Origin of the sequence: Duganella sacchari (genome assembly GCF_900143065.1) — a bacterium.
Classification (GTDB): Bacteria; Pseudomonadota; Gammaproteobacteria; order Burkholderiales; family Burkholderiaceae_D; genus Rugamonas; species Rugamonas sacchari.
Genome location: NZ_FRCX01000011.1, coordinates 184281 through 205021, shown reverse-complemented (window position 1 = coordinate 205021; position 20741 = coordinate 184281). Strand labels below are relative to the sequence as shown.

15 protein-coding genes are annotated in these 20741 nt (G+C 62.3%); 8 read left to right on the top strand and 7 right to left on the bottom strand.

Features of this window, described 5'->3' with window-relative positions; genetic code table 11:
* The first annotated feature begins 40 nt into the window (after positions 1-40).
* Complete coding sequence (locus BUA36_RS23125) at positions 41-970, top strand: LysR family transcriptional regulator (protein WP_229215638.1); 930 nt, start codon at positions 41-43, stop codon at positions 968-970.
* Here the strand turns inward: BUA36_RS23125 and BUA36_RS23120 are convergent.
* Positions 967-2013 (bottom strand): hypothetical protein, encoded by a 1047-nt coding sequence (locus tag BUA36_RS23120; RefSeq protein ID WP_072787871.1) that lies wholly within the window; start codon positions 2011-2013, stop codon positions 967-969. The two genes, BUA36_RS23125 and BUA36_RS23120, sit on opposite strands and share 4 nt — an antisense overlap.
* Positions 2014-2165: 152 nt before the next feature.
* On the opposite strand from BUA36_RS23120, the gene BUA36_RS23115 reads away from it, so the two are divergent.
* The gene (locus BUA36_RS23115; RefSeq protein ID WP_072787869.1) at positions 2166-2618 is read left to right on the top strand and encodes a hypothetical protein; all 453 of its coding nucleotides are present in this window, start codon (positions 2166-2168) and stop codon (positions 2616-2618) included.
* Positions 2619-2694: 76 nt separating this feature from the next.
* Complete coding sequence (locus BUA36_RS23110; RefSeq protein WP_072787867.1) at positions 2695-3033, top strand: apolipophorin; 339 nt, start codon at positions 2695-2697, stop codon at positions 3031-3033.
* Here the strand turns inward: BUA36_RS23110 and BUA36_RS23105 are convergent, their stop codons facing one another.
* The 4 genes from BUA36_RS23105 to phaP form a co-directional block, all read right to left on the bottom strand.
* Complete coding sequence (locus tag BUA36_RS23105) at positions 3034-5100, bottom strand: GGDEF domain-containing protein (RefSeq protein ID WP_084560305.1); 2067 nt, start codon at positions 5098-5100, stop codon at positions 3034-3036. It abuts the gene before it with no gap.
* A gap of 170 nt (positions 5101-5270) precedes the next feature.
* A complete protein-coding gene (locus BUA36_RS23100) occupies positions 5271-7058 on the bottom strand; it encodes an ABC transporter ATP-binding protein (RefSeq protein WP_072787857.1) in 1788 nt (595 codons plus the stop codon).
* A complete protein-coding gene (locus tag BUA36_RS23095) occupies positions 7048-8802 on the bottom strand; it encodes an ABC transporter ATP-binding protein (RefSeq protein WP_072787854.1) in 1755 nt (584 codons plus the stop codon). The genes BUA36_RS23100 and BUA36_RS23095 overlap by 11 nt, the downstream gene beginning before the upstream one ends.
* Before the next feature lie 195 nt (positions 8803-8997).
* Positions 8998-9645 (bottom strand): TIGR01841 family phasin, encoded by a 648-nt coding sequence (gene phaP, locus BUA36_RS23090; RefSeq protein WP_072787852.1) that lies wholly within the window; start codon positions 9643-9645, stop codon positions 8998-9000.
* A 184-nt stretch (positions 9646-9829) separates the two neighbouring features.
* Here phaP and BUA36_RS23085 point away from each other — a divergent pair, with 184 nt between their 5' ends.
* The 5 genes from BUA36_RS23085 to BUA36_RS23065 all read left to right on the top strand — a co-directional run bounded on the left by BUA36_RS23085 (position 9830) and on the right by BUA36_RS23065 (position 15531).
* The gene (locus tag BUA36_RS23085) at positions 9830-11104 is read left to right on the top strand and encodes an amidohydrolase family protein (RefSeq protein WP_072787905.1); all 1275 of its coding nucleotides are present in this window, start codon (positions 9830-9832) and stop codon (positions 11102-11104) included.
* Between the two features lie 69 nt (positions 11105-11173).
* Positions 11174-11695 (top strand): GNAT family N-acetyltransferase, encoded by a 522-nt coding sequence (locus BUA36_RS23080; protein WP_072787850.1) that lies wholly within the window; start codon positions 11174-11176, stop codon positions 11693-11695.
* Positions 11692-12204, top strand: a complete 513-nt coding sequence (locus tag BUA36_RS23075; protein WP_072787843.1) for a GNAT family N-acetyltransferase — start codon at positions 11692-11694, stop codon at positions 12202-12204. The genes BUA36_RS23080 and BUA36_RS23075 overlap by 4 nt, the downstream gene beginning before the upstream one ends.
* 135 nt (positions 12205-12339) lie before the next feature.
* A complete protein-coding gene (locus tag BUA36_RS23070) occupies positions 12340-13965 on the top strand; it encodes a methyl-accepting chemotaxis protein (RefSeq protein ID WP_072787841.1) in 1626 nt (541 codons plus the stop codon).
* 114 nt (positions 13966-14079) lie between these two features.
* Positions 14080-15531 carry a putative bifunctional diguanylate cyclase/phosphodiesterase gene (locus tag BUA36_RS23065; RefSeq protein WP_072787839.1) on the top strand — a complete coding sequence of 484 codons (1452 nt, stop codon included), beginning with the start codon at positions 14080-14082 and terminating at the stop codon, positions 15529-15531.
* Here the strand turns inward: BUA36_RS23065 and BUA36_RS23060 are convergent.
* Both BUA36_RS23060 and BUA36_RS23055 read right to left on the bottom strand, forming a co-directional pair.
* On the bottom strand, positions 15521-18754 hold the full coding sequence (locus BUA36_RS23060) for an alpha/beta hydrolase-fold protein (RefSeq protein WP_072787837.1): 3234 nt from the start codon (positions 18752-18754) through the stop codon (positions 15521-15523). The genes BUA36_RS23065 and BUA36_RS23060 overlap by 11 nt on opposite strands.
* Positions 18751-20607, bottom strand: a complete 1857-nt coding sequence (locus BUA36_RS23055) for a glycoside hydrolase family 13 protein (RefSeq protein ID WP_072787835.1) — start codon at positions 20605-20607, stop codon at positions 18751-18753. The genes BUA36_RS23060 and BUA36_RS23055 overlap by 4 nt, the downstream gene beginning before the upstream one ends.
* Between the last annotated feature and the right edge of the window lie 134 nt (positions 20608-20741).

Genomic DNA, 20741 nt, shown 5'->3' with positions numbered 1-20741 from the left:
AAGGTTGACACATTGTCGCTGGAATGGCGACAATCGTGCCATGGATCAGTTACGGGCAATGGAGATATTTGTCGAGGTGGCGAGGCAGCGCAGCTTTAGCGAGGCCGGACGCCGCCTGGGACTGACGCGCGCCATGGTCAGCAAACATATTCTGCAGCTGGAGGAAAAACTGGGCGCGCGCCTGCTGCATCGCTCGACGCGTGAAGTCAGCCTGACCGATGTGGGGCAGGCCTATCTGGCGCCGTGCATGGCGACGGTGGCGCAGGCGCAGGAAGCGGCGCGCGTGGTGGCGCAGACCGGCGCCGATCTGGCCGGGCCGTTGCGCATACAGGCGCCGTCGAGCTTCGGCAGCGAGTGGCTGGCGGGCGCCTTGGCGCGCTTTGCGTTGCTGCACCCGGCGCTGGAGCCGATGCTGTACGTGGATGATGCGCTGCTCGATCCGATCGAACATGGTTTTGACCTGACCATCCGCGTGGGCGGCATACCGGATGTGCATGCACTGGCCATGCGGCCATTGGCGCCGTGCCGCGGCGTGCTGTGCGCTTCGCCGGCGTACCTGGCGCGGCATGGCATGCCGGTCACGCCACAGGATTTGCAGCAGCACCGCTGCCTGCACTTCAGCCATCTGACGGACGGCACGCAGTGGCATTTCAAACGCGGCAATGAAGCGGTGTCGGTGCGCGTGCCCGCCGCTTTCACCGCCAACAATGGACTGGTGCTGCAGCAGGCCGCGCAGCGCGGCCTGGGCATCGTCTATAACACCACCTTCCTCGCGTGGCGCAGCCTGATGGAAGGCACGCTGGTGCCGGTGCTGACGGACTGGGAACTGCCGCTCAACCATCTGAGCGCGCTGTATCCGGCGAGCCGCCAGCCATCCCCTAAAGTCCGCGCACTGATCGACTTCCTGGTGGCCGAATACCATCCCGTTCCGCCATGGGACCGGGAGTTGCAGACTTCTGGACTGCTTTAGATCTGCCAGGCGCCGTCCCGATAGACGCGTTCGCCATCCAAGTAGACGCCTTCGGTGACGGCAAACACGTCGATGTGGTAGCGCGCGTCTTTGCGCTTGAGCTGGGGCTTGGTGTAGACGCCGTGCTTGGCGCCCAGCGACAGGTGGATGCCGCACATGCGTTCATAGGTGCCGATGTCATCGACCATGCGTTCGCGCGAGAAGGCGCGGTTCATGCCGAAGCCCAGTTCGCGCAGCCACACTTCGCCTTCGTGTTCGCGGATGATGGACAGCATGGTGTCGAATTCCGGCGTGCTGTTTTCCGTGCCGGCCACGCGGCCTTTGTCGACGATGATGGTGATGGGCGTCGCCGGGCGGTTGACCAGGAATCTGGTGTCGCCAAACACGAAGATGCGCGCGCGGCCGCTCACCGCTTCCAGGTCCTGCGCCTCGGTGAACACTTCGCCCAGCGGGAACTGGCCGCCGACGTTGTTCATGCCGCTGTAGTCGCCGATATTCAGCTTGGCCGATTCGAACGGCGAGGCGAATACCAGTTGCGCGCCATTGCCGCTATCGACCATGCCTTGCCGGGCAGTGTCGATGCGGGCCTTGAGCGCATGGCCGACACCGCGGTAGTAGGACGGCTCGTACGCCAGCGAGTCGATGTACAGCAGTCCCTGCTCGTCCGGCATGCGCGACAGGTGCACATGCTCGATCACCTTGAGGCCGCGTTTGAACAGTTCGATACGGATGCGGTAGGCGTCCATGCGGAAGCTGGAGGACTGGATCAGCACCACCAGGTCGTCCGCCTGCATGCGTTCAAACGTCGCCAGGATGTCCGCCGGCGGTACGCTGTCGAAATCGATGAAGCGGGCATCCGGCACCACGCGGCGGTAGGCTTCGGTCAGCGCGCGATTGAGGTCGGTGCGGGTGTCGTAGACGATCAGCGCGGCGTGCGGGGCACGGTGTTCGATCGCGTGGGCCAGCGTGTCGCGGACATTCTGTTCGGCGGTAGTAACGGCGGCTTCGGGAATGGCGCCGAAACGGGAGGGGGAGGACGTCATGGTGAGGCGGTTTATGAGGATCAGCCTGCATTATAAGGGAGTTGCGGTGTACGCCACGGTGATGCAGTTTCTCCTTGTAAAGGCCGAAAGGGGGATATAGAATTAAAAAATAGCCTACAAGCAACTCCGTGGCAATAACAACAGGAAGCGTGATGACCGTATTAATGGGACAGGATTTGCCGCTGGAGCGACCGGACATGACTGGCCGCGCAGCGTTGTTCGTGCCGACGGCAGCGATCAAGGCTGACATACTGGAAACGGTGCGGATGGGCGCGGCGATTGTCGGTTACGGCAATCATGACCGGACCTTGACGATTTATTACGAAAGCAACCGCTTCAACGAGGCCAATCTCGTGAAGTGGGAGCAAAAGGCGCGCAAGGCGTTTGAACGGCTGGCGGAAAACCTGCCGACCGTGTCCAAGATGGTGAGCAAGCCTGACAACTTCGAGCAGGTCGGCTACATCAGCAGCAAGGGCATCCTGATCCGCCGCATGGCAAAACTGCAAAACTGGCTGGAGAAGTCCGACGCGCTCGATACCGGTCCGGAGTCGGAAACCATCGACTTTGCGCCGCCGCCGCCGCCCAAGAAAATCGTCGCAGAATAAGTCCCTCACTGGCGTGCGCTGCGGCTTGCGGCGCCGATGTATGCTCTTGGAAACAAACATTTTCCAGGAGAGGACCATGATGATGCGTTATGTTGCAGTGGCGCTGACCGCGCTGGCGCTGCTCGGCGGCTGCCAGAAGAAGGATGACCCGAGCGAAGCCGGTCCGGCCGAACGTGCGGGCCGCAAGATCGACCAGGCCACGCAGCAGGCCGGCGAAAAACTCGATAGCGCCGCCAAACAGGCCGACCAGCAGCTCAGCGATGCCGCCAAGGACACCAGCCAGAAGCTCGACAAGGCAGCCGACAAGGCCAGCGAAACCCTCAACAACGCCACCAAGGAAGCCGGCCGTAAACTGGAGCGCGCCGGTGAGAAGATGCAGACCGCCGCCGACGAGCGCGAGGCTGCCAAGAAATAATCAGTGTCCGCCCTTGGTCTGGGCGGCGTGTTTGATGGAGACCACGTTGGTGTGCTCCGTCGGCGTGGTGGGATGGGTGCCGGGATCGCCGCCCAGCACCACGCTCAGGTCCACGAAGCCGGAGCGCCAGGCGCGTTCCAGATCCTGTTCGATGGCCTCCATCGACGTCAGATGGAAGTTCTCGAATCCCCGCACGCCGTAAGCGCGGTTGCGGCCATGCGCCTTGGCCAGGTAGAGCGCCATGTCGACCAGGTTCACCGCGCGTTCCCATGGCAGCGGCTCGCCGCCCGGCACCAGCGGGAACGGCGAAAAGCCCACCGAGACATTCACTGAAATATCGTGCTCCTGGTAGCGCAGCGACTGCGAGGAGATGGTGGTCAGGATGCGGCGCGCGATTTCGTCCACGCCATTGCGCGGGATCGCCGGCAGGAAGGCGAGGAACTCTTCGCCACCCCAGCGCACGATCATGTCGGTTTCGCGCAGCGCGATGCGCAGGTTCTCGGCGATCATCTTCAACACCGCGTCGCCGGCCGCGTGGCCGTAGTTGTCGTTGATGTGCTTGAAGTGGTCGACGTCGAGCAGGAACAGCGCGCCGACAATGTCGTCATGGCGGTTCTGCGGCCCCAGGCTGCGCATGAATTCCTGGAAGTGGCGGCGGTTGTACAGGGAGGTCAGCGGGTCCAGCGTGGACTGCGCCTTGAGCTCCAGATTTTTCACCTCCAGCTGGGCATTGGTGTGGCGTACCTTGCGGTACAGCAGACCGACCACGGCTGCCGCCAGCGCAAACACCAGGGCCAGCAGCCACCAGACGCGCTGCTGCAGGCGGCGGTTGTCGATCTCCGCGCCCTTGACCTGGTTTTCATGGCTTAGCATCTCGATCTGGCGCTGCTTCTTCTCGGCCTCGTATTTTTCCTGCAGCTCCAGGACGGCCTGCTGGCGGCGCCGCTCAAACAGCTCGTTGGAGATGGCGCGTTCGCGGTGATAAGCCGATATCGCGCCGGCCAGATCGCCCGCGCGTTCCAGCACTTCGCCATATTCGATGAGCGCCATTTGCAGGTCAGGCTTGTTGTTCTCCTGCTCGTAGCGTTTCAGTCCCAGTTCGTACTGCTTCTTGCCCTCGGCCACGCGGCCCATGCCGATGTAGGCCTGGCCCAGATTGATGCGGGCGGTGGCGGCGGTAGAGTCGTCGTTGGTGCGTTCGGTGGAGCGCAGCGACTCCTGCGCGTACTGCACGGCGCGCGGATAGTCGTGGTCCTTCAGGTAATTGTCCGCCAGGTTGACCAGGGTGATGCCGACCATGCGTTCGGCGCCCATCTTGCGTTCCAGGTCCAGGCTTTGCATCAGCGCGCGCAAGGCGCGCTTGGGCTGGCCGGAGTCGATGGCCAGGCCGTACTCGGTGTTCTTGGCGATCGCCATGCGGCCCGGCGATTTGAGCTTCTCGGTTTCGTTGAGCAGTTCGTCCAGCGTTTCCGAGGCGTTCTCGTATTCCTTCATCTGGACGTAAAGCTTGGCCAGCGCGTTTAGCGCCGCCACCAGGCTGACCGGATCGCCGGCGGGCGGCCGCGCCATGTCCACGGCGCGCTGCAGCTTGACCAGCGCGGCCGGGAAGTTGCCCTGTTCGGCGTGCGTCTGGCCGGCGGTGACGGTCGCCTGAATCTTGAGCGGGTAGTCCTGCGTGGTGAGCGCCAGCTTCTCTGCTTCAAACGCCAGACGGTGGGCGGCATCGACTTCCGCCTGCGCGAACAGCACATAGGTCTTGGCCAGCATGCCCTTGGCGATGATGGCCGTGTCGTGCAGCGACTTGCCGAGCGCGATCACCTGTTCGGCGGTGTCCAGCGCGACGTCGTTCTGCCCCAGGCGCATGCGCGTGGCGCTCAGCTGGCTCAGGAATTCGGCACGGGTGTAGGAGGGCGCGGCAGTCAGTTCGGGCTGCAGTTTTTGCAGTTGCTCCAGGGCCTTGTCGGGCATGAAGCGGCTCTGCTCGCGGATCTCGAGAATGCGCTCATCGAGCGGGGTTTGCGCTGCCACGCAGGCAGGCGCCAGCGCGAACGCAAGGGCTGCAGCCATGGCTCGCCGCTTCGTGTGCCACCATCCGCCATTTCTTGATCCTGCCAACTTGACGCCCCCGCGATTGCAACGCAATGTCTAGACAATTATATGCTTGTTGCAAGCGGGAAAGCCTCAAGATGTGCGATTTTTCTCGAAAATCGCACAGTTTTTCACTGCTGCGGCGCGGCTTACGCGGCCAACTGTTGCAAAAGATATAGGCGTTGGTACAAGCCGCCGTTGATCTGCATGAGCTGATCGTGCGGACCGATTTCGGCGATGCGGCCATGGTTCAGCACCACGATGCGGTTGGCGTCGCGGATGGTGGACAGGCGGTGCGCAATCGCGATCACCGTGACCTTGCCGCGCAGTTCATCCAGTGCCGTTTGCACAATCTGTTCGGTTTGCGAATCGATGTGCGAGGTGGCTTCGTCCAGCAGCAGGATGCGCGGCGTGCCGGCCAGCGCGCGCGCAATCGCGATCAGCTGTTTCTGGCCCACCGACAGGCGCGAACCGCCTTCGCCGAGCGGCGTGTCATAGCCCTGGTCCAGCGCCGTGATGAAGTCGTGGGCGTGGGCGGCGCGGGCGGCGGCTTCGACCTGCTGCTGCGTCAGGCCGCGGCCCATGTCGATGTTCTCGCGTGCGGAAGCGGCCAGCAGGAACGGGTCTTGCGGCACCAGCCCCACTTCGGCGCGGAAGCGTTCATTGTCGATGGCGTCGAGCGGCATGCCGTGCACCATGATGCTGCCATGCTTGGCGGGATAGAAACGTAGCAGCAGCGACAACAGCGTCGACTTGCCGCTGCCCGTGTGGCCGACGATGCCGACGAAATCGCCTTGCGGGATCTCCAGCGACAGATCGTGCAGCACCGGGTGGCCCTCGTTGTAGGCGAAATTCAGATGGCGGATGGCGACGGCGGGCGCGTTGCTGTCGTTGGCTGCGGCAGTGCGCGTGGCTGCAGTCGCGGCGGCGGTGTGTTCCTGCGCCGTGCCTTCATCGAGCAGCGTTGCCACGCGTGCGCTGGCCACCACCGACTGCTGCAACTGGCTGAACTGCATGGTGATCTGGATCAGCGGCTCGATCACGCGCGCCAGGTAGCTGATGAAGGCGTACAGTATGCCGACTTCGGTGGCCGTCATCTCGCGATGGCCGAACATGAAAATCACGGCCGCCAGCAGGATGATGTTGAACATATCGAGCGCAGGGCGCAGCAGCCAGGCATTGGCGCGCAGCTCCGACAGGCGGGCCGTGTAGTGATCCTGATTGGTGCTGGCGAAGCGCTTGCCGAAGCGCGCTTCGGCATTGCTGGCCTGGAGCACGCTCATGCCGCCGATGGATTCCGCCATCTGGCCATTGATCTCGCTGCGCAGCGCGCGGGCGCGGGTGACGGCGGGCGCGCTCCAGCGCTGGTACAGCCAGACGATGAGCAGCACCGCAGGCAGAAGCGCCAGCACGATCAGCATGAGGCGCCAGTCCAGCCACGCCATGGCGCAAACAGTGCCGATCAACACGATGGTCGAATCGAGCATCACGAACAGCACCTGGATGTACAGGTTCTTGACCGCCTCGGTATCGTTGGTGACGCGCGACACCAGCTGTCCCGTGATGGCGCGATCAAAGAAAGCCATCGGCAGCAGCAGCACGTGGGTGTAGACCATCTCGCGCAGGCGCATCACCGAACGCATGGCAAGGCCGGACAGGCGCACCAGCTGCAGGTAGCGCAGGCCGCTGGCGATCCAGCCGGTGAGTACCACGCCAGCCAGCAGACCAGCCATGCGCGGCCAGTCCAGATGGTGCGGCAGCAGGTGTTCGTCGATCAGCGCCTTGCCCATGATGGGGCCGAGCACTTCCAGCAGCGCGGCCAGGACCAGCCACAAAATGGCCCAGCCCAGATGATGCTGGTCGGGCAGCGCGGCACGGCGCAGCAGTGCGATGGCCTGCCGCATCTGGCCGCGGGTGGATTGATGTTCAGGCTTCATCGAGGCTGGCTTCCAATTGTTGATAGCGCCACTGGCTGGCGTACCAGCCGTCCAGTGCGAGCAGTTGTTCGTGATTGCCGGTTTCGCTGATGCGGCCATCGCGCAGCACCACAATCAGGTCGGCGTTGACGACGGAACTCAGACGGTGGCTGGCGATAATCGCGCTGCGGCCTTTGCGCAGCTGGCGCAGTTCCTCGAGATGCTCGAGGATGCGCGTTTCCGTGCCGGTATCGACGGCGGACAGTGCATCGTCCAGCAGCAGCAAATCGTTATCGGCCAGCAGCGCACGGGCGATGGCGACGCGCTGGCGCTGGCCGCCTGACAGCGTGATACCTTTCTCGCCCACCTGCGTCTCATAGCCATCGGGGAACAGCCGGATGTCATCGTGGATGGCGGCGAGACTGGCGGCGTGCTCGATCTGCGCGCGGGTGGCGTCGGGACGGGCCAGCGCGATATTGTCGGCAATCGAGGCGGAGAACAGGAACGACTCCTGCGGCACCCAGCTGATGGCGGCGCGCAGGGCCTGCAGCGTGTACTCGTCCAGCGCGTGGCCGGACCATTCAACACGGCCATGCTGCGGTGTGAGCTGGCGCAGCAGCACGCGCAGCAGCGTCGACTTGCCGCTGCCGGTAGGGCCGACCAGGCCGAGCGTCTGTCCCGGCTTGAGCACCAGCGTGATGTCGCTGATGGCGGGCGTGCTTTGTTCCGCGTAAGCGTAGCGGATGCCGTGCAGTTGCAAGGGGCCGGATGGCACGGCGGTCAGCGTGCCATGGTCGTCGATGGCGAGTGGCGCATCCAGCATCGGCTGCAAGCGCTGCCAGGCGGCGCGGCCACGTTCGATCAGCGACAGCACCCAGCCGGCGGCAAACATCGGCCAGATCAACTGCCCCAGATACATCGTGAAACTGGTCAGCGCGCCGATGGTCAGCTGATCGTGCCAGATCAGGTAACCGCCCAGACCGAGCGTGAGACCGCTGGCGGCGGTCAGCGTCAGGCCGACGGCGGGTTCATAAGCGGCTTCCCACACTTGCGCGCGCAGGCTGGCATCGGAGGCCTTGCCGGCGAGTGCCGAAAACTGGCTGGCGCTGCGCTGCTCCAGGCCGAGCGCGCGCAGGGTGCGTACCCCGGACAGCGTTTCCTGCACATGATCGTTCAGGGCGCTGAAGCGCTTGAGCGAATCAGTCGATGCAGTGTGGATGTGGCCCGAGATATACCAGAAGGCCCACGCCATCAGCGGAAAAGGCAGCAGCGCAATGCACGCCAGGCGCCAGTCGACGCCGAGCAGCATCACGCCCAGCACCATCACCAGCGTCAGCGCGCCGTCAAAGCCGGCCAGCATGGCCTCGCCGGCGGCCATCTCGATGGCGTCGATGTCATTGGTCGCCAGCGCCATCAGATCCCCGGTGCGCTGACGCTGATAAAAGGCCGGACCTTGCAGCGTCATACGCGTATAGAGGCGCGTGCGCAGCGACACACCAAGCTGATAGGCCGCGCCATACAGAATCTGCCGCCAGCCCACGCGCAGAAAATAAATACCGAGACCGACCAACAGCAGCCAGCCAATTTCCATCAGCAGCGCGTTGCCGGACAGCGTATGGTTAGCCAGACCATCAATCATGGCGCCGACCTTGCGCGGGACCAGAATGCTGAGCGTCGCCACACCTGCCAGCATGGCACCGGACACAATATAAGCGCGACTATGCTGACCGACAAAACCGCCGATAAGCCGGGAAAGATTAGACATGTTGCCTCGGGAGAGCGTATAGCCCGCTAGGATACAACATGCGCAAAAAAGACGGGGTCAGGTCCGTAATTTCTACACGAGCCCAGCTGTAAAGGCGATGACGGCACAGTCCGTGTAGAAAAGACGGACCTGACCCCGGAGTCGAGGCGATGACGGCTCAGTCCGTGTAGAAATGACGGACCTGACCCCGGAGGGTTATTTTTTAGGAGGCTGGGCCGGTTTGGCTTTGGGCGCGGCGGCGGCTTTGGCGGGCTTGGCTTCTGGCGACAGTTCGATGGCTTTTACGGGCGGCTCGGGAAACAGCGCTGGCTTGACCTCGGCTTTGACTTCGATAAAGCTGTCTTCTTCCGCGTCAGGAATCGGCGCCGCCACTGGTTTGGCTTTCGGCGGGGCTTTGGCTACCGGTTCGGTGATCGGTTCGTTGGCGGCAACCACGGCTGCGCTCACCGCTGCGGCCAGCGCGGGCGGCGTCTTCTCCAGCACGGTGGCTTTGGTCGCGGCCAGGTCGGTGACCTGCTTCAGCGTGCTCTGGGCGCTCTGGATCAGTTCGCTCTGGGCGGTGGAGGCGATGCTGTACAGCTCGCGGCCGTAGGCCAGCAGGCTGTCGAAACTCGCAGGCTCGGTCGTGCTCAGGGTGAAGAATTCTTTGGGATCTTTGGCGGCCAGCAGTTTCTTGGCGGCGGCCGAGGATTTCTCTACCGAGGCTTTGGTGGTACTGATGTTGAGGGCGATGACTTTTTCAGCGCTCTCCACGGCCGCGCTGGCCAAGCTGCTGAAAATCTGGAATTGCGCTTCCAATTGCGATTTCGTGGCGACGGAAAACTGTTCGGTGATCGAAGACATGGTTTCTCCTGAAATTATGATGCAACGCAATAAGTCCATTCTAGCGACGATTTTGCAGCTTGAAAAGTTATTTTTTCTACCATGGCAACACAAGCACCCCAACAGAATTAATGCAATGCAACAATTTGCTGTATTTTGATGAATATGCCTACAATGGTTTTACTGAAAATCAATGGGAGCGCCGATGGATGTCGTGATACGCAACGCCAGTCTGGCTGACGGGCAGCAGGGTGTGGACGTTGCCGTCGAGCATGGCCGAATTGCCGCAGTCGGGCCGCGTTTGCCGGTGGCGGCAGCGCTGGAGATCGACGCCGGCGGTGATTTGCTGAGCGCGCCGTTTGTCGATGCCCACTTCCATATGGATGCCACGCTGAGCTATGGCTTGCCGCGCGTGAATGCGTCCGGCACGCTGCTGGAGGGCATCGCGCTGTGGGGCGAGTTGAAACCGCAGCTGACCCAGCAGGCGCTGATCGAGCGCGCCCTGCAATACTGTGACTGGGCAGTGGCGCGTGGCCAGCTGGCGATCCGTTCGCATGTGGATGTGTGCGATGACCGTCTGCTGGCCGTCGAGGCGCTGCTGGAGGTCAAGCGCCTGGTGGCGCCGTATCTGGATTTGCAGCTGGTGGCGTTCCCGCAGGACGGCGTGCTGCGCGCGCCTAACGCGCTCATCAACCTGAAGCGCGCGGTGGCCATGGGCGTGGAGGTGGTGGGCGGCATTCCGCACTTTGAGCGCACCATGGCGGAGGGCGCGGAGTCGGTCCGCATCCTGTGCGAGTTCGCCGCCGATCAGGGGCTCATGGTGGACATGCACTGTGATGAGTCCGATGATCCGTTGTCGCGCCATATCGAGACGCTGGCGTATCAGAGCAACCGCCTGGGCCTGCATGGCCGTGTGACGGGTTCGCATCTGACTTCCATGCATTCGATGGATAACTATTACGTCAGCAAGCTGCTGCCGCTGATACGCGAAGCGGGCGTGGCGGCCATCGCCAATCCGCTCATCAATATCACGCTGCAGGGCCGCCACGATAGTTACCCCAGACGCCGCGGCATGACGCGCGTGCCGGAACTGCTGGCTGCCGGCATTCCGGTTGCCTTTGGCCATGACTGTGTGATGGACCCGTGGTACAGCCTGGGTTCGGGCGACATGCTGGAGGTGGCGCACATGGGCTTGCATGTGGCGCAGATGACAGGCCAGGAGGCGATGCGCGATTGCTTCCGCGCGGTGACGTCGACGCCGGCCGCCATCCTGGGCCTGGAAGGCTATGGCATCGCGCCCGGCTGTCACGCCGATCTGGTGCTGCTGGACGCGGCCGATGCCGTGGAGGCGATCCGCCTGCGCGCCGCCCGCCGTCTGGTGATGCGTCGAGGAAAAATCATCGCGGAGTCGCCACGCGCGCATGCGCGCCTGAGTTTGCCGGGACGGCCGGAGCAGGTGAATTTCCGCCTTCACCGCTGAGTGCGCAAACTGGACTTGCCCGGAGAAATACATGACAATTGAACACGAGATTATCCGACTGGAGCTGCCTTGAAAGAAATCGCCATCCGCCCCGCAACGGAAGCCGACTTTGGCGCCATGTGGGAAATATTTCAGGAACTGATCGTCAGCGGCGACACTTATTATTTTGCCGCCGATACCAGCCGTGAAGATTGCCATGCTTACTGGTTCGGCCCGGGCGTGCAAAGCTTTGTGGCCATCCTCAACAACGAACGCCTGGTGGGCATGTACCGCCTGATGGCCAACCAGCGCGACCGTGGCGCGCACGTCGCCAATGCTTCTTTCATGGTCAGCCCTGCCGCGCAAGGCGTGGGGGTGGGCAAGCTGCTGGGCATCGATTGCCTGGACCGCGCCCGCGTGCAAGGCTATCTGGCGATGCAGTTCAATTACGTGGTCAGCTCGAATATGCCGGCCGTGCTGCTGTGGAAGAAGCTGGGCTTCTCCATTGTCGGCACGCTGCCGCGCGCTTACCGTCATCAATATCTCGGCTATGTGGACGTCTATGTGATGTACCAGTTGCTGGAAGATCCTACCCATTGGCCGGACGCATGAAGATACTGGAAACGCAACGACTGCTATTACGCACCATCACGCCCGAGGACGCGGAGTTTTATTTTATCCTGGTCAATGACCCTACCTGGCTGCAATACATCGGCGACAAGGGCATCCGCAGTATCGAGGGCGCACGCACCGCGATCCTGGAAGGACCGTGCGTGATGCAGGAGCGCCTGGGCCATTCGCTGTACATCATGGAGCGCAAGAGCGATGGCAAGCCGCTGGGCATGTGCGGCCTCATCAAGCGCGACAGCCTGCCGGAGGTGGACATCGGCTACGCCATCCGTCCTGAGCATTTTGGCCAGGGCTATACCTACGAGGCCGCCGCCGCCGTGGTGGCGTATGCGCGCGATACCTTGCGCATGAAACGCCTGATGGGCATTACCAATCCGGACAATACTGTCTCAATCAATTTGCTAGCCAAGCTGGGACTGACGTTTGTTGAACACAAAACGCTGCCACCTGATAATCGTCCTACCAATATTTACCAGCTTGAGCTGTTGTAGAGTGGAAATTCGATAGATTTTTTCAGTGCCTTATAGCATCATGAATGTACGGCACTGTTCGTTGCCCGTTCCCCAAAAAATGGAGCCAATTTAGCTGACAAGCTTGTCTGAATTGAATTCTTGAAAGGGGTAGTTATGAAACTCGCCAATCTGAAGATAGGCGTGCGGCTGGGGCTATTGGGCGCATTCTTTTTTGTCGCGCTGATGATCGTGGCGATCTCCGGCTGGCGCGCACTGGAAAACGCCAATGTGCGTAGCGCTATCGCCATGGAGCGCTCGGATGCGTTGAGCCAGGCGATCGATACGGCGCGTAGCGCACAGGTGGAATTCAAGATCCAGGTACAGGAATGGAAGAACATCCTGATACGCGGTAATGATGCCGCCCAGCTGGACAAGTACAGCAAGGCATTCGTCAAGGGCGGTGAGACCACGCGCGGCGAACTGCAAAAACTGGACGGCATGCTCGATAAGCTGGGCCTGAAAACCACGCTGGTGGATGAGGCCATCCGGACCCAGAACGAACTCGTCACGCGCTATATGGAAGCGCTGAAAAAATACGACTCCGCCAATGTTGAAAGCGCCCATGTGGTGGATGGGCTGGTCAAGGGCATGGACCGCGAACCTACCAAGAAGATCGACGACATCGTGGCCTTCATCAGCAAGGAGTCGGCGCGCCTGACGGTGGAAATGAATGAAGAAAATCGCGCTGCGCACCGCCAGACGCTGATCGCCATGGCCATCACGGTGCTGATTACCGTGGTGGTGGGCTGTGCTACGGTGATGTCGCTGATCCGCAGCATTACGCGGCCGCTGGATGCGGCGGTGACGGTGGCGCAGACCGTGGCTGCGGGGGATCTGAGTACCGAGGTGCGCGTCAACCGCAAGGATGAAATTGGTGAGCTGCTGGGTGCGCTCAAGTCGATGCAGAATAACCTCAGCAGCATCGTGGGCCAGGTGCGTTCGGGTACGGAGACGATCCACACGGCAGCCACCGAGATCGCGGCCGGCAATCTGGATCTGTCGAGCCGCACCGAGGAGCAGGCCAGCTCGCTCGAAGAAACCGCAGCGGCGATGGTGCAGCTGACCACGACCGTCCAGCAGAACAACGCCAATGCGACCGAGGCCTGCAAGCTGGCCGATACCGCCTCGAACGTCGCCGCCAAGGGGGGGGACGCGGTGGCGCAGATGGTGCAGACCATGGGCGAGATCAATGACAGCTCGCGCAAGATCGTTGACATCATCGGTGTGATCGACGGCATCGCTTTCCAGACCAATATCCTGGCGCTGAATGCGGCGGTGGAAGCGGCGCGCGCCGGTGAACAGGGGCGTGGCTTTGCGGTGGTGGCTTCCGAAGTGCGCAATCTGGCGCAGCGTTCAGCGGCAGCGGCGAAGGAAATCAAAGAATTGATCGGCACCTCTGTCGGCCGCGTGGAAGAGGGGAGCCGCCTGGTTGGCCAGGCCGGTGAAACCATGAGCGAAGTGGTGGAGAGTGTGCAGCGGGTCACGGCCATCATCGGTGAAATCTCGGTGGCCAGCGGCGAGCAGCGCGATGGCATCGAACAAATCAGCATTGCCATCAGCCAGATGGACAGCGTGACGCAGCAGAATGCGGCATTGGTGGAGGAGGCTGCGGCAGCTGCGGATTCGCTGGAGCAGCAGTCGGCCAGCCTGCGTGACGCCGTCAGTATCTTCAAGCTCAATAACCCGGGCAGCGTGGAGCGCATGCCTTCGCACCGCAAAACGCTGCAACTGGCTGGCTGAGTTTTGCCACAGGCCGTTTGATGCGCCTCAAACGGGCGCATGAACGGCCTGTTGATGTTTCCTCTATCCACTATTATTCCCTCTTCCGCAGTCCATCCGACGAAGAGGGGCAGCATGAACAGCTTATGGCCGGTGATGGCCGGCATGGCGCCATGTTTGCTGGCGCTGTACTACGGTCAATGGCAGGCGCGCGGTTTGCGGGCGCGCTGCGTTCAATTGCAGGCGGCGCTGGCGGCGCAGCGCGACACGGAGATGCGGCTGGATTTCATCGCTCATCACGACAGCCTTACCGGCTTGCCGAACCGCTTGCAGCTCCAGCTACAGCTGGAACATGGCATCGCCTATGCGCGCCGCCATGACAGCTTGCTGGCCGTGCTGTTTGTCGATATCGACTATTTCAAGACCATCAACGATACGCTGGGCCACGATGCTGGCGACCAGGTGCTGGTGCAGTTTGCGCAGCGTCTGCGCCAGTGCGTGCGCGAGGTGGATACGGTGGCACGTCAGGGCGGCGATGAATTCATCGTGCTGCTCACGGAACTGCACAACGGCGCCGATGCGCAGCAGGTGGCGGAGAAAATCATGCGTACCATCGCCGAGCCGTTCACCATCAACGACGCGCCGCTGGAGGTCGCCGCCAGCATCGGTGTGGCGGTGTATCCCGATGATGATGAAGATATCGAAGCGCTCATCGAGAAAGCCGATCTGGCCATGTACGCAGCCAAGCAGCGCGGCAATGGCGCCAGCCAGCGCTTTCTGCCCAGCATGCAGGCCAAAGCCTATTCGCGGCTGATACTGGAAGCAGCGCTGCGCCACGCGCTGGAACACAACGAGTTCATTCTGACTTATCAGCCCAGGCTGGACCTGAAGGCGCAGCAGATCACTGGCGTGAAGGCGCTGCTGCGCTGGCAGCATCCGGAACTGGGCGTGGTGATGCCGCTGGATTTCCTGCCTGTGCTGGAGCAGAGCGCGCTGATACTGCCGGTGGGGGCGTGGGTGATGTCCACGGCCGTGGCACAGGTGCGGCGCTGGCAGGAGCAGGGGCATGCCTTGACGGTGGCAGTGCATCTGTCGGCGCGCCAGTTCTTCAACAAGGATATCGTGCAGGCGCTGGCCTCGATACTCGACAAGGCCGGTGTCGCCGGCAGCTGCATCGAACTGGAAATTGCTGAGGCAATGCTGATTGATAAAAGCCAGCATGTGGAAGACATTCTGCAGCAGTTCAATCGTCTGGGTGTGCGGATTGCGATTAGCGACTTTGGTACCGGTTATGCGTCGCTGGGTTATCTGCGGCGCTTCTCGGTGGATGTGGTCAAGATCGACAAGACGTTTGTGGACGACTTGTCGCGCGATGAGGCGATGGTACGCTCCATTATTGAAGCCGCGCATGCCCAGAACATGCAAGTGATCGCCGCCGGCGTGGAAACCGGCGCGCAGCTGGCGCAGTTGTCGGCGATGGGCTGCGACGAGGTATTTGGCTTTTATATCAGCGCCGCCGTCTCGCCGGAAGAGCTGGAGGCGCTGCTGGCAGTGCGCCAGCAGCGGGTCGCATTACTTACTTCCTGAAGAACCAGATCAGTGGCAGATGCACGCGGGCCGCCCACGACTTTTCGTTGTGGATGCCACCTTCCGCCTCATGGTAGTACAGCGTGTAGCCCTTGGCCTGCATGGCGTCGCGCATCTTGCGGGTTTCCTCGATGCCGTCGTTGTCGGTGCCTGCGTCGATGTAGAACCTGACCGCCGGTGCATCCGGCAGGTTCTTGATGAACATCTCCTTATTCCACCAGAACGAGCTGGAAACGCCGCCCGCCATGGAAAACACTTGCGGGTACTTCTGGCCGATGTAGACGGAGGCGATGCCGCCCAGCGAGGAGCCCATGATGGCCGTGTGTTCGCGGTCATTCAAGGTGCGCAGGTTGGCGTCGGCCCATGGTTTCACGGTATCGACGATAAAGGCCGCGTAGGCGTCGATCTTGCCGCCGCCGTATTGCGGATCGCAGCAGGGCGTGTACTCGGCAATGCGTTGTTCGCCAGCGTTGTCGATGCCGACGATGATGGCCGGCTTGATGGCGCCGGTGGCGATCAGCTTATCCATGGTGATGCCGACTTCCCAGGCCGTGCCGAAAGCGGCGGTTTTCGGATCGAACAGGTTCTGGCCGTCGTGCATGTACAGCACGGGATAGCGCTGCTGTGGGTGGCTGTCATAGCCCGGCGGCAGGTAGATGCGCAGCTTGCGACTGTTGCCCAGTTGCGGCGAGGCGAATTGATCGACGATGCGCAGTGTGCCCGCTGGCGCAGCGCTGGCCGATGCATCGTTGCGCGGCACCGGCATGACGCGTATGCCGTGGATGTCGAATCTGTTGGACGGCCCTTTCACGCCGCCGGCATCGCTGTAGGTGGTGTTGGACTTCATATAGCTCATGTTGTAGAAGTCTGCCAGCTCCAGCGTGTAGCTGCCGGCCACCAGGTTGGCGCGCAATGGTGTCGAATATTTGGCGCCCGCATCGGCAGGGGAGTGCGGCATCTGGACGACGCCATTGGCGACGATGGTGCCACTGCTGTCTTTCAGCGAGGCCCATTTCACGCCACCGCTGACGCCCAGGTTGATCTGATGCGCGGTATTGCGGTACTTGATCTGGATGGCGTAGCTGCCTGTCTGATCGACCTTGAATACCTGTGCAAAGCTGTCGCCGGGAGCGCCCCAGCCGTTGTGCATGGCGGCGTATTCCGTGCCGGCGTTCAGGCAGACCGGCATGCTGTGGTGGCTGCGGTTGCCGGAGCGCGCGTACATCGCTTCCACCGCGTAGCAGAGGTTCCCTCCGGCCGCGCTGCCCGCATGGCGGTCAGACCATGTCGTCGCACTGATGCGCGCGCCCACCAGCTGGCCGTTGCGGTAGATGTTGTACACCACGCCGGCCGCGCGCTTGTCGCCCGCTGCGATGTGCAGCGTTGGAATGCCATAGGCAGCGCGCTCCAGTTTTTCAATACTCGGCTCGGCCGGCGCGTACACGCTTGCGTCCTGCACCAGTGGCTTGGCGGTCACGCTGCGCTTGCCCGTCTGGCCAGGCAGCAGTTTGCCAAGGCGGATGTCGATGACGTTGTTATCGGCCAGCGCATCCCAAGCCATTGCCGCGCTGGCAGGCTGGCCATTCAAGACGATGCTGTCGATGGCGTAGTAGCCGTTGCCGGCGACGGCGGCAGGCAGGTGCACCCGTACCTGCAGGCGCTTGCCGCGCAAGGACAGGTTATCCAGCGCGATCGTATCGCTGCCTGCGAACGTCTCGCGGCGCAGTTTGGCGGTGATGAAGGGTTTGAGTACGATGCCGTCATTGGTGGTCTGCACGCCGAACACGCTGCCCACTACCATGCCCAGATAGCCGCCGACAGACCACAGCTGGCGGCGCGAGTTGACTACCGGCCCACTCAGCTTGCCGTCATCCAGCATGGGTTGGGCCGATAGCCATTCCAGGTTCTCCATGTTGGAGAGGTTGGTGGCGGCGCCGCGCATCAGCGTATCGTAGGCGGCATCCGCCACGGCGACGTTGGCGCCGATGGCGGCCGCCTTCAAACCGTAAGCGGTGACGAAGGGCCACATGGCGCGGTTGTGGTAAACGGCGGTATTCGCCTGCTGCGGCCAGATCACCGGTACCCCCAGCGGACCATGCGGATAGTGGGCAAGGATGCTCTGTGCCTGCTGGGCATCGGCGATGCCGGTGACGATGGCCAGCGATTGTCCCAGCCAGTCGTATTTGTAGAGTGCCGCGCCGTCGAAGTGGCCGGCCGTGACGCTGCTGTACATGCCGCTGTCGGCTTGCCAGAAGCGCTGGTTGATGGCTTTTTTGAGATCCGCTGCCCAGCTGCCGTAGCGTTGCGCGCGTGCGCTGTCGCCTTGTTCCTGCGTCAGTTGTGCGGCCAGTGTAAGTGCCTTGTAGTGCGCGGCGTTGGTGGACAAGGCCTTGGACGTGGCCATGTATGACAGCTCGCCCGGCAACCATGCGGCATAGCTTTGTTCGCGCCAGTCGAGGAAGGATTCTTCGCCGTTGTACAAGCCGTCGGCGGCATCCCAGATGGCGATACGGTCGTTCTCCAACGTGTTGCCGAGGGCATGCAGGGCCTGGGCCGCGAAGGCCTTGCGCTCCTCGGCTGGCAATGCTTTGAGTGCTTCGTCGGCGCCGAAGGCCCAGCTGACGCGGTCCGTGCTGACCGGCCAGCTGCCGCCGCTGCCGGTGTCCTGCACGATCTGATAGCCGTCGCCGATGGCATGCAGGCCGGCTTGTGTGCCGTCCCGGTAGCCGGCGAGTTTGAACTGCAGCGAGTTGCGGGTGCGTTGCGGATCCAGCATGCCGAGGCCCAGGGAAGCGGCGTAGGACAGGTCGCGGGTCCAGACATAATGCCATAGCTCGCCCGTTTCAAAGCACTCGCACGGGATGGCGTTGCCGCCATTGTAGCTGCCGTCGCGGATCTCCTTGACGGAGTCCAGCTTCATCTCGCTGCCGGCCAGTGCGAACAGCGCGTCAAAGGCGAGGTTGCCGCTGCGGACAGTCGGCAGTGAGGCTGATTCGGCGTAGCTGACTTCCTGCTTGCCGCCTTCGCGTACGCGCATGGTGGTGGATTGCGTATAGCTGCGCAGCGCGGCGCCGGCGTCGGGCGTGGTGTAACTTACCGTCTCCTGCTTGCCATCCCAGGTCGGATAGCTGGTGGTGGTGGTGCTGGGCGCAGCTTGTGCGTTCAGTGTGAACAGCGGCAGCAGTGGCAGCAGCGGCAATAGCGCGGTGAAGTGCTTCTTCATTGGATCTCCAGTATCAGCGCAGAGCGCGCTGGCAGTTTTATTTGTCCATCCAGCGGGACGCGCTGGCCGGTGATGACGTCGGTGCCGGCCTTCACGCCGCCCAGCATTTCGTGGAAGCGCGCGGTTGACAGGACGGTGTCGGTGGCGTTCTTGTTGAGCGCCACCATGACTTTCCTGCTGTCGTCATAGCGGAAGTAGATGTAAGTGTTTTGCTCGGGGCCGTAGTGCATCAGCTTCCCGTGATGGATCACGGAGGCGGTCTTGCGCCAGTTGAGCAGCTTGCGGACGTAGGCCTGGGCGTCGGCCTGCCGGGCAGTGAGGCCGGCGCCGGTAAAGGCATTGACCTTGTCGCCAGCCCAGCCACCCGGAAAGTCCTGGCGATACGATGCATCGTCGCGGCCTTTGGTGGTGCTGGCCATCTGGATCTCGGTGCCCGAGTAGAACTGCGGGATGCGCGGCATGGTGGCCACAAACGCCACCGCCATGCGGAACAGGCCCTGGTCGGCATCCAGTGCGCTGTAGATGCGTGACAGGTCGTGGTTGCCTTCAAACAGAACCAGGTTGCCGGGTTCCGCGTACAGATAGTCCTGCGATACGGTTTCATAGAGCGTCTTCAGGCCTTGCTCGCCATCCTCGGGCGCCACCAGTGCACGGCGCAGTGCGTCGTTCAACGGGAAGTCCATCATGCTGGGCATCTGCGAGACATAGCCGTCAAAGTTCTTGTGACCACGCTGCCAATGCGCCACCACGGGGATCAGCGGACTCCATTCCTCGCCCACCAGATTCAGTTGCGGATATTCGGCCATGACCGCGCCTGACCAATCGCTCAGGAAGCGGGTGTTGGAGTAGCCGTAGGTATCCACGCGCAAGCCGGACAAGCCGGCGTACTCTATCCACCAGATGCTGTTCTGAATCAGATAGGTCGCCACAAAGGGATTGGCCTGGTTCAGGTCCGGCATGCCGGGCGAGAACCAGCCCTGCGTGAAATTGCGCTTGTCTTCTTCCGACGCATACGGGTCTTGCACTGCCACGCGCTTATGCCGGGTCGGCACGTATTTGCCCTGGTAGGTCAGCCAGTCCGGCATCGGCATGTCCTGCATCCACCAGTGTTTGCCGCCGATGTGGTTAAGTACCACGTCCTGTATCAGGCCGATGCCTTTGCCTTGTGCCTGCGTGGCCAGCTGGCGGTAGCTGGCGTTGCTGCCGTAGCGCGGGTCGATGCGGTAGTGATCGGTGGTGGCGTAGCCGTGGTAGGAGCCGCGCGGCATATTTGATTCCAGCAGCGGCGTGGGCCAGAGCTGGGTGAAACCCAGGCCGGCGATGTAGTCCAGATGATCGATGATGCCCTGGATGTCGCCGCCATGGCGGCCAGCGCCATCGGCGCGGTTTAGTCGGTCGGCCATGCCGTCGACATTGTCGTTGGCGGCGTCGCCATTGGCAAAGCGGTCCGGCATTACCTGATAGATGGCGTCGCTGCTGTTGAAACCCGGGCGCTTGGCGGAACCCTGGCGCCGCGCTTGCAGCTCGTAGCTGTAGTGGATTTCCTGGCCGCCGTGCTGGAATACCAGATCCAGCTTGCCCGGCTTCGCTTCTGGCGAGATATCCAGGTCGAGGAACAGGTAGTTGCGGTTGGTGACGCGCGCCACGCTGGCGATGCGCACCCCGGGATAATTCAGCACCGGCTCCAGATCGGCAATCTGCTGGCCATGCACCATGAGTTGTAGCCTGGGATTGTGCATGCCGGTCCACCATAGCGGCGGGTCCATATGGTCGATGCGATAGTTGGATGATGCCGCACAGGCGCTTACGGGCAGTAGGGCGGCAAGCAGCGCCGCCGCCAGCGTTTTCCTCATGTAGTCTCCGAAAAGGTAGTCGTACTACACGCCCGTGTTTTTATGCTTTCCGGGCTTAGTGCTTTGATTTTACGAGAGAATACTCTCAAAACCGCAGTTCATCAAACGCTGCCGACACGATGTAATTTAGTCGG

Excerpts from the sequence above, each read along its gene's own strand:
- BUA36_RS23125 (WP_229215638.1), top strand. The coding sequence starts at position 41 with ATGGATCAGTTACGGGCAATGGAGATATTTGTCGAGGTGGCGAGGCAG.
- BUA36_RS23120 (WP_072787871.1), bottom strand. The coding sequence starts at position 2,013 with ATGACGTCCTCCCCCTCCCGTTTCGGCGCCATTCCCGAAGCCGCCGTT.
- BUA36_RS23115 (WP_072787869.1), top strand. The coding sequence starts at position 2,166 with ATGACCGTATTAATGGGACAGGATTTGCCGCTGGAGCGACCGGACATG.
- BUA36_RS23110 (WP_072787867.1), top strand. The coding sequence starts at position 2,695 with ATGATGATGCGTTATGTTGCAGTGGCGCTGACCGCGCTGGCGCTGCTC.
- BUA36_RS23105 (WP_084560305.1), bottom strand. The coding sequence starts at position 5,100 with ATGGCTGCAGCCCTTGCGTTCGCGCTGGCGCCTGCCTGCGTGGCAGCG.
- BUA36_RS23100 (WP_072787857.1), bottom strand. The coding sequence starts at position 7,058 with ATGAAGCCTGAACATCAATCCACCCGCGGCCAGATGCGGCAGGCCATC.
- BUA36_RS23095 (WP_072787854.1), bottom strand. The coding sequence starts at position 8,802 with ATGTCTAATCTTTCCCGGCTTATCGGCGGTTTTGTCGGTCAGCATAGT.
- phaP (WP_072787852.1), bottom strand. The coding sequence starts at position 9,645 with ATGTCTTCGATCACCGAACAGTTTTCCGTCGCCACGAAATCGCAATTG.
- BUA36_RS23085 (WP_072787905.1), top strand. The coding sequence starts at position 9,830 with ATGGATGTCGTGATACGCAACGCCAGTCTGGCTGACGGGCAGCAGGGT.
- BUA36_RS23075 (WP_072787843.1), top strand. The coding sequence starts at position 11,692 with ATGAAGATACTGGAAACGCAACGACTGCTATTACGCACCATCACGCCC.
- BUA36_RS23070 (WP_072787841.1), top strand. The coding sequence starts at position 12,340 with ATGAAACTCGCCAATCTGAAGATAGGCGTGCGGCTGGGGCTATTGGGC.
- BUA36_RS23065 (WP_072787839.1), top strand. The coding sequence starts at position 14,080 with ATGAACAGCTTATGGCCGGTGATGGCCGGCATGGCGCCATGTTTGCTG.
- BUA36_RS23060 (WP_072787837.1), bottom strand. The coding sequence starts at position 18,754 with ATGAAGAAGCACTTCACCGCGCTATTGCCGCTGCTGCCACTGCTGCCG.
- BUA36_RS23055 (WP_072787835.1), bottom strand. The coding sequence starts at position 20,607 with ATGAGGAAAACGCTGGCGGCGGCGCTGCTTGCCGCCCTACTGCCCGTA.